Genomic DNA, 13,273 nt, shown 5'->3' on the forward strand with positions numbered 1-13,273 from the left:
ATTCCTAGCGTTCTTGTATGAGCCGGTCCTCGCCGCCCCCGTGTGGGGTTCCGAGGACCTCGCGGCTCCCGACAAGTTCCGCGGGCGGCGGCGACCGCCCCGCGCACCATCGCAGGAGTACAGCCATGACCACACCCCGAAGCTCCGCCGCCTCGCCCGCCCGGCCCGGACGGCCCGTCCGGATCCTGCGGGCCGCCTCCGCCGTCCTGGCGTCGTTCCTCGCGTTCCTGACCGTCGCCATCGTGCTCGGCGCGTACGTCCCCTCGATACCCAAGGCGGGCGTGATCGGGCCGGTCCTGGGCGGGCAGTACCCGTTCCACACGGCCCTGCTGGCCCTCGTCGCCGCCGGCCTCGCCACGCTGGCCTGGCGGGCCGGCCTGGTGCGCTGGGGACGCGTGGTCACCGGCGTCTCGACGCTGTGCACCATGGGCGCCCTGATCATCGGCGGCATCCAGTTCCAGGCCGCCAGGGAGGCCGGCGTCGACATCTCGCTGGGCCAGGTGTTCACCGAACTCTCCTACCCCGCGGCGAAGCCGGACGCGACCGAGACGTTCGCGAGCCCCGAGGGCGAGCCCCTGCGGGTGGACGCGTACCTGCCCGCGAAGGCCCCGGGCAAGCGGACCCCGGCTGTCGTGCTCGCCCACGCCGGCGGCTTCCACACCTTCGACAAGAACGACCTGCGCGGCACCGGCCGCTGGCTCGCCGACCACGGCGTCGCCGTCTTCGCCGTCGACTACCGCCTGGCCGGTCCCGACCGTCCCACCTGGGACAAGGCCCCGCAAGACCTCGTCTCCGCCATGGGCTGGGTGCAGCGCAATGCCGACGTGTACGGCGTCGACGGCGCACGGATCTCGCTCGGCGGCATGTCGGCGGGCGGCACCCTGGCGATGAACACCGCCTACCGCCTCCAGAACGGCACCATCAAGGCCGCCGAGGGCGCCACCCCTGCGCCCCCGGCCTCCGTGATCGGCTTCTACCCCGGCACCGACGTCGCGCAGATGTGGGAGGACGACGTGGCCGGGACCCGCGAGGCGGCGCAGATGTACACCGGCGGCACCCCGAAGCAGTACCCGGACCGCTACCGCGAGGTGTCCCCGACGTCCGACGTCCGCCCCGGCCTGCCCCGCACCCTGCTCGTCGTCGGGGACCGCGACCGCAGCGCCCGCCCCGAGACCGTCGCCGGCCTCGGCGACGCGCTGAGGAAGCAGGGCGTCGACGTGGAGGTGAAGGAACTGCCCTTCGCCGACCACGCGTTCGACGACGCGTACGGCAGCCTCACCTCCCAGACGAGCCGGCAGATCCTGCTCGACTTCCTCCTCGCGGACGCACGCTGACCCCGGGTCCCGGCCGGCCGTCGAGGCGGACAGGCAGCGCGACACGGCTGCGGGAGACTCGCTAGTAGTGCGTGCTGTGGTTCCACCAGGCCTGGGTGCTGTCAGTGCCGCTTTCCCCCGCAGGGGCGGACTCCGCCACGGGGGTGGGCGTCGACACCGGGCCGGCTGGGCCTATCCGCCCTGGTCCAAGGGCAAGTCCGCCGGCCGGTGGGTCACGAGGTTGGTCACGTGACTGCTGCACCGTGACCGGAAAAGCAAAAAACCCCTGATAATCAGGGGTCTTAGCTGGTGTCCGAGGGGGGACTTGAACCCCCACGCCCGATAAAGGGCACTAGCACCTCAAGCTAGCGCGTCTGCCATTCCGCCACCCGGACCGGGTGTTGTCTTTGCGGCTTTCGTTCTCTTGTCGGCCGCGCTGACAGATGTAACTGTAGCAAAGATCGGCTTGGGGTCCCAAAACGGTTCGGGGCGGGGGTGCGGGGGTGGTGGCGGGGGCAAGGGGGAGTGTGTGGCGGGGGCGTGACCAGGGGGTTTCGGGGGTGCGCAGGGGGTGGATCCGGGTCGGGGGCTGGGGGAGGATGGGCGTACGTGCTCGTACGCCCGGGTGCAGGTCCTGGGGGTGGCGCGCTGGTGCGTCGGTGCGGGCCAAAGACGAGGAGTGACCGTGAGCGAGCGGAGCGAGTCGGCGGGGCCGAGGGCGACGGCTGAGTCGGAGGTCGCCGGGATCTGTCGCGATCTGATCCGGATCGACACCAGCAACTACGGGGACGGCTCCGGCCCGGGGGAGCGCAAGGCGGCGGAGTACGTCGCCGAGCAGCTCGCCGAGTTCGGGGTGGAGCCGCAGATCTTCGAGTCGGCCAAGGGGCGGGCCTCGACGGTGGTGCGGATCGAGGGCGAGGACCGTTCCCGCCCGGGCCTGCTGATCCACGGCCACACCGACGTGGTGCCGGCCAACGCCGCGGACTGGACGTACGACCCGTTCGGGGGCGAGATCGCGGACGGCTGCGTGTGGGGTCGCGGCGCGGTCGACATGAAGGACATGGACGCGATGACCCTCGCGGTGGTCCGCGACCGGCTGCGCACCGGCCGCAAGCCCCCGCGCGACCTGGTGCTGGCGTTCGTCGCGGACGAGGAGGCTGGCGGCACGTACGGGGCGCGGTTCCTGGTGGACAAGCACCCGGAGCTGTTCGAGGGCGTGACCGAGGGCATCGGCGAGGTCGGCGGCTTCTCCTTCACGGTCAACGACCAGGTGCGGCTGTACCTGGTGGAGACGGCCGAGAAGGGCATGCACTGGATGCGCCTGACGGTCGAGGGCCGCGCCGGGCACGGCTCGATGGAGAACGACGACAACGCGATCACCGAGCTGTGCGAGGCGGTCGCCCGGCTCGGCCGGCACAAGTTCCCGCTGCGGATCACCAAGACCGTACGGGCGTTCCTGAACGAGCTGTCGGACGCGCTCGGGGTCGAGCTCGACCCGGAGAACATGGACGAGACCCTGCGGGTGCTCGGCGGCATCGCCAAGATGATCGGCACCACGCTGCGCAACACCGCCCAGCCGACCATGCTCGGCGCCGGGTACAAGGTGAACGTGATCCCCGGCCAGGCCACCGCACACGTGGACGGGCGCTTCCTGCCCGGCTACGAGGAGGAGTTCCTGGCGGAGCTGGACAGCGTGCTGGGCCCGCGCGTGAAGCGGGAGAGCCTGCACTCGGACAAGGCGATCGAGACCACCTTCGACGGCGCGCTGGTGGAGGCGATGCAGACGGCGCTGCGGGCGGAGGACCCGATCGCCCGCGCGGTGCCGTACTGCCTGTCGGGCGGGACGGACGCCAAGTCGTTCCAGGACCTCGGGATCCGCTGCTTCGGCTTCGCGCCGCTGCAGCTGCCGCCGGAGCTGGACTTCGCCGGGATGTTCCACGGCGTGGACGAGCGGGTGCCGGTGGACGGGCTGAAGTTCGGCGTCCGGGTGCTGGACCGGTTCCTCGACGCCTGCTGAGCGTTGCCTGCCGAGCGTTGCCTGTCGAGCGGCTTGGGCTGAGCTCCTTGGGCTGAGCACCTCGGGCGGACGGCCCGTTCCCGGAGTGCCGGGGGCGGGCCGTCCGCATTGTCCGAGCTAATGATTTGGGACAGGGCGAAGGAGATCAACAGAAACGATCCTGCAAGGAAATGTGGATCGAGCGTGCGTGCGAGACGTCACCGTTGCGAGTGAATGGCAAATCTGTTCCGTACCCCGTTTGCCACACCCTCGTTCATCCCTGTGCAACCCGCCGAACGGGTTGCGTTGTCCATACAGGAGGAATGATGAAGGTCAAGAAGATCGCCGCTGTTGCCGCCGCCACCGGTGGCCTGGTGATCGCCGCCGCCGGTGTCGCGTCCGCTCACGGCGGCGCCGCCGCCGAGGGTGTGGCCGCCGGCTCCCCGGGTGTCGTCGCCGGCAACCAGGTGCAGATCCCGGTGCACGTCCCGGTCAACCTGTGCGGCAACACCGTCAGCGTGATCGGTGTGCTGAACCCGGCGTTCGGCAACCACTGCGCCAACTTCTGAGTCACGCTCCGAGCTGCTGAGGCTCGTTGAGCCGACTCATTCGACCCCCGGGTGGCGGACGCGCCGCCCGGGGGTCGCTTGCATGCGGGGTGCGAGTGCGGGGTGCGGAGAGGTGAACAAGGGGGCAATCGCTCGATCGGGTGAAGCTGGTTCGTTCGGCTCAACCTGCCCGCCGTCCTCTCGTTAACTCCTGTGCAGTCGAAGACCTTGCCGGATATCCGGATATACGGAAATTCCGACTTTCGGAAGGCGTTTGCGTCAAGGTCGTCACGTCGTTCTCGATACGTCAGGGGAAAAAATGAGGAATGTAGCCAAGAAGGGGATCCTCACGGTCGTGGCCACCGGCAGTGTCCTGGCCTCGACCGCCGGCTACGCCTACGCGGGTGCCGAGGCCCAGGGAGGTGCCGCCGGCTCGGCGGGCGTCGCCTCCGGGAACTCGGTGCAGGTGCCGGTCGAGGTGCCGATCAACGCCTGCGGCAACACCGTCGACGTGATCGGCGTGCTGAACCCGTCCTACGGCAACCGTTGCGCCAACGCCAGCGGCCACCCCGAGGCCGCGAAGCCGGGCGGCTCCCACGTGGGCTCCGGCTCCCACACCGGCTCCGGTTCCCACGCAGGCTCCGGGGCCAACGGCGGCACCGGCCGGGGCTCCTCCGCCTCGGGCGCGTCCGCCTCCGGCGTCGCCGCCAACTCGCCCGGCGTGGTCTCCGGCAACAGCATCCAGGCCCCCGTGCACGTCCCGGTCAACGCCTGCGGCAACTCCGTCGACGTGGTCGGCGTCGGGAACCCCGCCTTCGGCAACGACTGCGCCAACGTCGCGCAGCCCGCCCCGGCGCCGAAGCCGGCCGACGACTGCCCCGAGAAGCACAGCCCGTCCATCCCGCCGCAGGCCGGCGGCGAGGTCCCGGGCAACCCGCGCAACGGCGGCCCGTCCGCCACCCCCGAGGCCGGCGCACACTCGGCCCTCGCCGTCGCGCCGGTCGCGAGCGGCCAGGTCGTCCCGGTCGCGGCCCGCGCCGTCGCCCCGGCCGTCGCCTCCTCGCCGAGCGGCGCCGTCGGCAGCCAGCTGGCCTCCACCGGCGCCGGTGACGTCGAACTGCTCGGCGCCGCCGGCCTCGCTCTGCTGCTCGGTGGCGGCGTGCTCTACCGCCGCGCCCGCGCCGGCGCCCGCTGAGCGGCCGGTAGGCCACACCCTGCGGCGCCGCACCCCAGCGGCGTTGCCGGAGCACGACGCCGGAGCGTGACGCGCCCGCGGCCGCCTGGAGGTACGGGCGGCCGCGGGCAAGCGGAGGCCCGGCGTGAAAGCCCGTACGAAGGCCTGACGGTGACGTGAAGCCCCGGTCCGAAAGCCCGGCGTGAAATCCCCACCGAGACGGGAGCGTTCCCGGGCCCGGAGCTCCCCGACCCGGCCGCCTCCCGCCCGGGCGCCCTGCCCGTCCACCCCCGCCGCGGCGGGTGGGCTCAGACGTGCTCGCCCGTCACCAGCTCCGGACCTGCCGGATGATCCGCCGCTTCAGCCGGACCGTCCGGCTCCCGTCGGGGAACAGCCGCAGCCGGTCGAGCTCCCAGTGCCCGTACTCGGCGTGCTCGGTGAGCAGTTGGCGTGCCGCGTTGCGCGTGGTGCCGCGCGGCATGCGCAGCGACTGGTACTCGTACTCCGGTTGCCGGACCGGCTTCGGTGGGGTCAAAACGCTCCTCCTGAGAATCACCTGCACGCAAGCCTACGACCTGCCTCGGACAGTCGGCCCGGGTATTTCCGGACGTCCTCCCGGACGTCCGTCCGACCCGGCAGGACGCCCCGGACCGGCCGGGGCGCGCCAGCTCGCCTGACAGTGCATCAGTTCCGTTGTTCCTCCGGACGGGATACCCCGATCCCGGCGCGCGAAGCGGCACCCGATTGGCCCCGCGCGGCCCGGCTGCACGCCCTTCGCGCCGGGCATGCGCGGGGACAGAACCACGCGGATCGGACATCAGGGGGGAAGTTGCGGTGAAATCGCGGGTGTAGGTGACAACCGCTGTGCGTACCGACACCGCGGGGAGATAGCGTCTGCACCATGTCTGATGCCGCGCAGCCAACCATTGCCGAGGTACGCGCCGCCGCCGAGGCGGTCAAGGCCGCCATCGACCGTCATCTGGAAGCGGTGTCAAGCCCCAGCGCAGCGGATGATCCCGCTGTGTCCGCCGCCTACGAGCAGCTCGCGACGGCGGCCATCGCCTACGACCAGATCCTCTACGAGGTCTACGACGAGGTCACCCCCTTCGAGATCCCCGGGGACGAGGGTCCGGGCGGCTACCACGGCCCCGAACAGCCGGAGGCGATCAGCGTGCTGATCCGCCGCGACTACCACGTCGCCGACCCCAAGCGGCTGCGCGCCCAGGCCGAGCGGCTCGACGAGTCGCTGACCCCCGGCGGGGGCGGCACCAGCGGGGTGAACGCCGCGATCGGCGTGCTGTTCGGCGAGTACGAGCCGGACGAGATCGCCGCCCGCAGCGAGGAGTTCGGCCTGGAGGAGGCGGACTCGACGCTCTGGGTCGCGGCGGCGGAGCCGACCGAGCCGGGGGAGTGGCTGCCGGAACCCTTCGAGCACGCCGACCCGCAGATGCTGATCTGCCGGTTCGACGTGAGCGAGGTCTACGACGACGAGGACCCCGACGACTGAACCGTTCGTCGTGCAGACACCCGGAGGGCGGGCCCCACCTGTAGGGGGCCCGCCCTCCGCGCGTTCCGCCAACCGCCGGACAGGGCTAGTACGCCGAGGCGGCGTTCTCGGCGAGGATCGCCCGCAGCCGGGTGGTGCGCGGCTGCGCCGGGCGCTCGGTGACGGCCTGGGCGAGCGCCGGGCCCGCCGCGTGCACCACGGACAGGTGCCGCTCGCCGCGGCCGAAGGCGGTGTAGACCCACTGCCGGGTGAGCGCCGGGCCGGCGTCCTCCGGGAGCACCACGACCGCGCCCGGCCAGCGGCGGCCGAGTGCCTGGTGGACGGTCAGCGCCCAGCCGTGCCGCAGCCGTGCCGCCTGGGCGGGCGGGACGGTCCGGCGCGAGCCGTCCGCGTACGCCAGGTGCAGGCCGGTGGCGTCGCCGTCCAGCACCCGGGCCGGGCGGGTGACGCCGGGGGCCGGGGAGTCGACCACCCGGTCGCCCGGGTCGAAGCCGCCGAACCGGCCGGGCCCCGGGTTGAGCCGGGCCTTCGCGGCGGCGTTCAGCGCCCGGGTGCCCGCCGGGCCGCCGTGACCGGGGGTGAGCAGCACCACCTGCTCGGCGGGGATGCCGAGGGCGCGGGGAATGGAGTCGGTGAGCAGCTGAAGGGCGCGGTGGACGGCTTCGCCGCCGTCCTTCGCGGTCAGGATGACCACCTCCTTGTCCGGCGCCTCGACGGGCTGGAGCTCGCCGATGCCGACGCCGGAGACCAGCTCGCCGATCGGGCCGAAGTCCGGGGTGCGGGAGGCGACCGCCGGGCAGACCCTGGCGGCCAGCAGGTCGGCGAAGAACCGGCCGGGGCCGGCCGACCAGAGCTGGCCGGGGTCGCCGCTGAGCACCAGCCGGGTGCCGTCGGCGAGCGACTCCAGGACGGTGGCGGCCAGTTCGACGTCCAGCAGCGGGGCGTCGAGGACGACCAGGACGTCCAGGGCGAGCGTGCCGTCAGCGGCGCGGCCCGGCCCGGCGGCGCCGGAGAGCAGGTCGGCCAGGGTGATCACGGCGGCCGGGGTGTCGGTGAGCGCGGCGAAGGACTCCCGGCCCTGGTCGGTCCAGGTGGCGGCCCAGACCCGCAGCCCGAGGCCGCCGGCAGCGGCCAGCAGCGCGGCGGGTTCGGCGCGGGCGGCCTCGCCGCCGGTGTGCAGCACCAGGGCGCTGTCGGCGACGGCCTGGATCAGGGCGGTCGCGGAGGAGGACGGCGCGGCCTCGCCGGCAGCCGCCCACGCGGTCGGGCCGGGCGCGGCGGGGGCCTGCGGAGCGTCCTCCACCGTGGCCTCTGCTGTGGCCTCCGCCGTGTCCTCCGCAGGGGCCGCGCCCGAGCCGGAGGCGGCCTCGGAGCCAGGGGCCGGCGAGGAGTCGGCCGCGGACTCGGCGTCCTCCGCCGTGTCCTCCTCCGCCGGATCCTCCGCCTCCTCCGCCACCGCGTCCTCGTCGCCCGGCTCAGGGTCCTCGCCCGGCACGAAGGTCGACATCAGCCGGACCAGCCCGTCCGCGAGGCTCTCCTCGGCCAGCGCGAGCCGTTCCAGGGCGAGCAGCGTCCGGGTCGGCGGCTCCTCGTCCTCGTCGCCGCCCGCCGCGTGCGCCTCGGGGCCGGTCAGCTCCTCCTGGAACGGCATCGCGCGCCCGTCCAGGACGGCGGCCTGGATCGCCGCGGCCGAGTCCGGCAGCCCGTGGCGGTCGAGCCCGGCCGCGATCTCGGCGACCTCGACGGCGGAGTGGCCGCGCAGCGCCGCCTGCTCCAGCAGCCACGGCACCAGCGCCTGGGCGCGGCGGGGGTCACCGGGGCCGGCGGCGGGGCCGAGCAGGCCGCGGGCGAAGCCGTCCGCGTGCTCGGGGCGGACGCCGGGCAGGGACAGCACGGCCCACGGGTCGGAGCGCAGCTGTTCGGCGGCGCCGTCGCCGAACTCGGCCACCGCGGCGGTCGCGAGATCGGCCGGGGCGCCCCCGGCGGTCAGCACCTCGGCGGTGTCCTTGAGCGCCTGCGCGCGCTGCTGGTCGGGCTGCGCGGAAGCCGGGGCCTTGGCGCCCTGGCCGTCCTTGACGTCCTTGGCGTGCTCGGGAGCCGCGGCGCGGCCCTCGCCCTCCGGCGGTGCGGCCTGCGGGCCGACGCTGCGGATCCGCTGCGCCAGCTCGGCGATCGCCGCCGCCTTCTCCGCTGGGCTCGCCGACTGTGCCGGGCTCGCCGTCTCCGCGGGGCTCGCCTTCTCCGTCGGGCTCACCGAGACTGCCGAGGTCTCCTCCGGAGCGCCGTTCTCCGTGTCACTCATCGTCCGCTCCAAGGGTCACTCCACTGCGTGTTTCAGCTGAACGAGGGGGGCTACAGCTCGCTCCACCCCTGGTCCGGGTAGCGGTGCACCGGTGACGAGATGTCGTCCAGCGCACCACGGATCTCACCCGGTAGCGTAAGCGCCTCCACTGACAGCGCCGCCTGCAGCTGTGCCACCGTACGGGCCCCGACCAGCGCGCTCGCCACTCCGGGCCGGTCGCGGACCCAGGCGAGGGCGACCGCGAGCGGGCTGCTGGCGAGGCCGTCGGCGGCCGTGGCGACGGCGTCGACGATCCGCCGCGAGCGCTCCCCGAGGTACGGCTGGACGAACCCGGACAGGTACGGCGAGGCGCCGCGCGAGTCCTGCGGGACGCCGTGCCGGTACTTGCCGGTGAGCACCCCGCGCCCGAGCGGCGAGGAGGCGAGCAGCCCGACCCCGGCGTCCGCCGCGGCGGGCAGCGCCTCGCGCTCGATGCCGCGCTGGAGCAGCGAGTACTCCAGCTGGGCCCCGGCCAGCGGGGTCCGCCCGTGGTGGGCGCGCTGCCAGGTGGCGGCCTTGGCGAGCTGCCAGCCGCTGAAGTCGCAGACCCCGACGTACCGGGCGCGCCCGGAGGAGACGGCGATGTCGAGGGCGCTGAGCGTCTCCTCGACGGGCGTCATGGGGTCGAAGGAGTGCACCTGCCACAGGTCGACGTAGTCGGTGCCGAGTCGGCGCAGCGAGGCGTCGAGGGCGGCGAGGAGGTGGCCGCGGGAGCCGTCGAAGCGGCGGGAGGACTCCGGCACGCTGCCGGCCTTGGTGGCGATGACGAGTTCGGAGCGGGGGACGAGGCTGTCGGTGAGCCGGGAGATCAGGTATTCGGCGCCGCCGTCGGCGTACACGTCGGCGGTGTCGAGCAGGGTCCCGCCGGCGTCGACGAACTCCTTGAGCTGCTCGGCGGCCTCGTGTTCGTCGGTGTCGCGGCCCCAGGTCATGGTGCCGAGGCCGAGCCGGGAGACCTGGAGACCGGTACGGCCGAGGTGACGCTTTTCCATCGGGCGGGCCCTCCACTGGCCGGTGGCACCGGGCGCCCCGGTAGCCCTGAGAACGCGCAGGTGGGGAGAGCGCTCCCCACGTCGGCTGAGCGTAGCGGCCGGTGTCCGGGCAGGGGTGGCGACCCGCAGAACGATCACCGGGCCCGGGCGGCGGCGGGTGTGACCCAGACCACCACTACCGGTCAGTAGCATGACCGGCGAGTGCGCGGCTACCCTCGCCACCAACCCTCACCGACTGGAAGGTTCGGCACATGCGACTCGGAATCAACCTCGGCTACTGGGGTCTCGGGATGGACGCCGACAACATCGCCGTGGCCCAGGAGGCGGACCGGCTCGGCTACTCGGTGTGCTGGGCGGCCGAGGCGTACGGCTCGGACGCCGCGACGGTGCTGAGCTTCGTCGCCGCGAAGACCGAGCGGATCGACGTCGGTTCGGCCATCTTCCAGATCCCCGCCCGCACCCCGGCGATGACCGCGATGACCGCGGCGACCCTGGACACCCTGTCCGGCGGCCGCTTCCGGCTCGGCCTCGGCGTCTCCGGCCCGCAGGTCTCCGAGGGCTGGTACGGGGTGAAGTTCGACAAGCCGCTCGCCCGCACCCGCGAGTACGTGGAGATCATCCGCAAGGCGATGTCCCGCGAGCGGCTGGTCCACGAGGGCGCGCACTGGACGCTGCCGCTGCCCGGCGGCCCCGGCAAGCCGATCAAGCTCACCGTGCACCCGGTGCGCGAGCGCATCCCGCTGTACATCGCCGCGATCGGCCCGAAGAACCTGGAGCAGACCGGCGAGATCGCCGACGGCTGGCTCGGCATCTTCTTCTCGCCCGAGCACGCCGCGCTCTCCCTCGACCCGCTGAAGGCCGGCCGCGCCAAGGCGGGGCAGAGCCTGGACGGCTTCGACCTGTGCCCGACCGTCACCATCGCGGTCGGCGAGGACATCAAGGCCGGCGTCGACTCCCAGCGCTCCTACGCCGCGCTGTACATCGGCGGCATGGGCAGCAAGGAGAAGAACTTCTACAACCAGCTCGCCCGGCGGATGGGTTACGAGCAGGCCGCCGACGAGATCCAGGAGAAGTACCTGGCCAAGGACTACGCGGGCGCCGCGGCCGCCGTCCCGCACGACCTGATCGACGCCACCTCGCTGATCGGCGACACCGCCCGGATCGCCGACCGGATGCAGGCCTACGCCGACGCGGGCGTCACCACGCTCACCCTGGCCCCGTCCGGCTTCACCCTGGACGAGCGGATCCAGGCGCTGCGCACCGGCGTAGAGGCCCTGGAACTGGCCGGCCTGGCGTAGCCGCCCGGGGCCGTCGAGCGGCACTACAGCCAGTCGTGCCGCTTGAACACCCGGTGCAGCACTATGCAGACCGCGACCATCAGCGACAGCACCGCCGGGTACCCCCAGGGCTGGCGCAGTTCGGGCATGTCCTCGAAGTTCATCCCGTAGACGCCCGCGATCATCGTCGGCACGGCGGCCAGCGCCGCCCAGGCCGAGATCTTCCGCATGTCGTTGTTCTGCTGCACGCTGACCTGCGCCAGGTTGGCGTTGAGGATGTCGGACAGCAGCCGGTCCATGCCCTCGACCTGGTCGGTCACCCGGGCCAGGTGGTCGGCGACGTCCCGCAGGTAGGGCAGGGTCTCCGAGCGGATGTACGGCTCGCCGCCGCGGGCCAGGCGCAGCGTCGGTTCCAGCAGCGGGCCGGTGGCGCGGCGGACGGTCATCACCTGGCGTTTGTAGCCGTAGATCCGGCCGGCGGTGTCGCGGCCGACCCGTCCGGGGGCGAAGACGTCCGCCTCCAGTTCGTCCAGGTCGGTCTGGAGCCCGGTGGCCACGTCCATGTAGCCGTCGACGATGGTGTCGCAGACCGAGTGCAGCACCGAGCTGGGCCCGTAGCGCAGCAGTTCGGGCTGCTTCTCCAGCCGGGCCCGCAGGCCGGAGAGCGGGGCGTCGGCGCCGTGCCGGACGGTCATCACGAAGTCCGCGCCGAGGAAGACCATCACCTCGCCGATGGTCACCGCGTGGGCGCCGGGGTGGTAGCCGAGCGTCTTGAGGGCGACGAACAGGGAGCCCTGGTACGGCTCGATCTTGGGGCGCTGGTGGGCGCTGACGGCGTCCTCGACGGCCAGCGGGTGCAGGGCGAACTCCCGTCCGACGTGGTTGAGTTCATCGGCGGTGGGCTCGAACAGGCCTATCCAGACGAAGCCGCCGGGCCCGGCGGCGCGGGCGGCGGCGAGCGCGCCGGCGAGGTCGTCGGGGGCCTCGATCCGGTGGCCGTCGTGGTAGCTGGCGCAGTGGACGATCATCGGGCCATTGTGGCCCGGGGCGGGGTGCCCGGGGCGGAGCCGGGCCAGGACGGCGTCGCGGGCCGGTGCCGGCGGCGGCCCAGGGGGGCCCGCAGCCCACCCGCGCGTTGTGTGCCCACACCCCACGGCCGCGCACCCCGCACCGACACTCCACGCCCGCGCCCAGAGGCCGTAGGCTGAGCCCCATGCCCACCCTGCTGCTCGTCCGCCACGGCCGCTCGACCGCGAACACCGCCGGAATCCTGGCCGGTTGGACGCCCGGCGTGGACCTCGACGACACCGGGCGCGGGCAGGCCGCCGCGCTGGCCGGCCGGCTCGCGGGGATCCCGCTGGTGCAGGCCGTCAGCAGCCCGCTGGAGCGCTGTCGGCAGACCCTGGAGCCGCTGTTGACGGCTCGGCCCGAGCTGGGCCCGCCCGCCGAGGACGAGCGGCTGGGCGAGTGCCACTACGGCGAGTGGACCGGCCGGCCGCTGGCCGAGCTGGCCAAGGAGCCGCTCTGGCGCACCGTGCAGGACCACGCGGCCGCCGCGGCCTTCCCCGGCGGGGAGTCGTTGCGCGAGCTGAGCCACCGGACGGTCGGCGCGGTCCGGGAGTGGAACGAGAAGATCGCCGCCGAGCACGGCGCGGACGCGGTCTGGCTGGCCTGCTCGCACGGGGACGTGATCAAGGCGGTGGTGGCCGACGCCCTCGGCCTGCACCTGGACCACTTCCAGCGGATCAGCGTCGAGCCCTGCTCGGTCACCGCGATCCGCTACACCCCGCAGCGGCCCTTCGTCCTGAGGATGGGCGACACCGGCGACCTCGCCTCGCTCGCGCCCAGGCCCGGCGCGGCCCCGGCCGCCCCGGCGGGCGACGCGGTGGTCGGCGGCACCATCTGAGGCGGTCGTTCCACCTGGCCCGCCTGACCCGCCTGGTACGACCCTGGCCCGACCGGCGCCACCCGGCCTGACCGGAGCCGTCCGGCCCGGAGCCGCATGACGTGGGCGGGAGAGCCGTCGTACCCCGCCCCGCAGGGACCGGCGGCACCGCCTGAGCTGGCCGGTGCCACTGCGGCTCGGCTCCCCTGCGGGGGCCCGGAGGTCGTAGGGTGACTAACG

General features: G+C 73.5%; 11 protein-coding genes and 1 tRNA gene. 7 read left to right on the forward strand and 5 right to left on the reverse strand.

Annotated features, from left to right (window positions below; all coding sequences use genetic code 11):
• Nucleotides 1-125: 125 nt before the first annotated feature.
• Nucleotides 126-1,334 carry an alpha/beta hydrolase gene (locus ACFVHI_RS24575; RefSeq protein WP_380342730.1) on the forward strand — a complete coding sequence of 403 codons (1,209 nt, stop codon included), beginning with the start codon at nucleotides 126-128 and terminating at the stop codon, nucleotides 1,332-1,334.
• A 286-nt stretch (nucleotides 1,335-1,620) separates the two neighbouring features.
• Here the strand turns inward: ACFVHI_RS24575 and ACFVHI_RS24580 are convergent.
• Nucleotides 1,621-1,708: transfer RNA gene (locus ACFVHI_RS24580), tRNA-Leu, on the reverse strand.
• Nucleotides 1,709-1,998: 290 nt separating this feature from the next.
• On the opposite strand from ACFVHI_RS24580, the gene ACFVHI_RS24585 reads away from it, so the two are divergent.
• The 3 genes from ACFVHI_RS24585 to ACFVHI_RS24595 all read left to right on the forward strand — a co-directional run bounded on the left by ACFVHI_RS24585 (nucleotide 1,999) and on the right by ACFVHI_RS24595 (nucleotide 5,052).
• Nucleotides 1,999-3,330: a M20/M25/M40 family metallo-hydrolase gene (locus ACFVHI_RS24585; protein WP_063346934.1), complete on the forward strand. Its 1,332-nt coding sequence runs from the start codon at nucleotides 1,999-2,001 to the stop codon at nucleotides 3,328-3,330.
• A 305-nt stretch (nucleotides 3,331-3,635) separates the two neighbouring features.
• On the forward strand, nucleotides 3,636-3,878 hold the full coding sequence (locus ACFVHI_RS24590; RefSeq protein ID WP_063346933.1) for a chaplin: 243 nt from the start codon (nucleotides 3,636-3,638) through the stop codon (nucleotides 3,876-3,878).
• Between the two features lie 334 nt (nucleotides 3,879-4,212).
• Complete coding sequence (locus ACFVHI_RS24595; RefSeq protein WP_380342733.1) at nucleotides 4,213-5,052, forward strand: chaplin; 840 nt, start codon at nucleotides 4,213-4,215, stop codon at nucleotides 5,050-5,052.
• A gap of 304 nt (nucleotides 5,053-5,356) precedes the next feature.
• Here the strand turns inward: ACFVHI_RS24595 and ACFVHI_RS24600 are convergent, their stop codons facing one another.
• The gene (locus ACFVHI_RS24600) at nucleotides 5,357-5,566 is read right to left on the reverse strand and encodes a DUF5703 family protein (RefSeq protein WP_033350848.1); all 210 of its coding nucleotides are present in this window, start codon (nucleotides 5,564-5,566) and stop codon (nucleotides 5,357-5,359) included.
• A gap of 366 nt (nucleotides 5,567-5,932) precedes the next feature.
• Between ACFVHI_RS24600 and ACFVHI_RS24605 the strand changes: the two genes are divergently transcribed.
• Complete coding sequence (locus ACFVHI_RS24605; RefSeq protein ID WP_063346931.1) at nucleotides 5,933-6,538, forward strand: hypothetical protein; 606 nt, start codon at nucleotides 5,933-5,935, stop codon at nucleotides 6,536-6,538.
• Between the two features lie 85 nt (nucleotides 6,539-6,623).
• Here the strand turns inward: ACFVHI_RS24605 and ACFVHI_RS24610 are convergent, their stop codons facing one another.
• Both ACFVHI_RS24610 and ACFVHI_RS24615 read right to left on the reverse strand, forming a co-directional pair.
• Nucleotides 6,624-8,840 carry a helix-hairpin-helix domain-containing protein gene (locus ACFVHI_RS24610; RefSeq protein WP_380342737.1) on the reverse strand — a complete coding sequence of 739 codons (2,217 nt, stop codon included), beginning with the start codon at nucleotides 8,838-8,840 and terminating at the stop codon, nucleotides 6,624-6,626.
• A 50-nt stretch (nucleotides 8,841-8,890) separates the two neighbouring features.
• The gene (locus ACFVHI_RS24615) at nucleotides 8,891-9,871 is read right to left on the reverse strand and encodes an aldo/keto reductase (RefSeq protein WP_380342740.1); all 981 of its coding nucleotides are present in this window, start codon (nucleotides 9,869-9,871) and stop codon (nucleotides 8,891-8,893) included.
• 251 nt (nucleotides 9,872-10,122) lie between these two features.
• Between ACFVHI_RS24615 and ACFVHI_RS24620 the strand changes: the two genes are divergently transcribed.
• On the forward strand, nucleotides 10,123-11,169 hold the full coding sequence (locus tag ACFVHI_RS24620) for an LLM class F420-dependent oxidoreductase (protein WP_380342743.1): 1,047 nt from the start codon (nucleotides 10,123-10,125) through the stop codon (nucleotides 11,167-11,169).
• 23 nt (nucleotides 11,170-11,192) lie between these two features.
• Here the strand turns inward: ACFVHI_RS24620 and ACFVHI_RS24625 are convergent, their stop codons facing one another.
• Nucleotides 11,193-12,176: a magnesium and cobalt transport protein CorA gene (locus ACFVHI_RS24625; RefSeq protein WP_380342746.1), complete on the reverse strand. Its 984-nt coding sequence runs from the start codon at nucleotides 12,174-12,176 to the stop codon at nucleotides 11,193-11,195.
• Between the two features lie 185 nt (nucleotides 12,177-12,361).
• Between ACFVHI_RS24625 and ACFVHI_RS24630 the strand changes: the two genes are divergently transcribed.
• Nucleotides 12,362-13,054, forward strand: a complete 693-nt coding sequence (locus ACFVHI_RS24630) for a histidine phosphatase family protein (protein WP_063346926.1) — start codon at nucleotides 12,362-12,364, stop codon at nucleotides 13,052-13,054.
• The last annotated feature ends 219 nt before the right edge of the window (nucleotides 13,055-13,273 follow it).

Origin of the sequence: Kitasatospora sp. NPDC127121 (genome assembly GCF_042677305.1) — a bacterium.
GTDB lineage: Bacteria > Actinomycetota > Actinomycetes > Streptomycetales > Streptomycetaceae > Kitasatospora.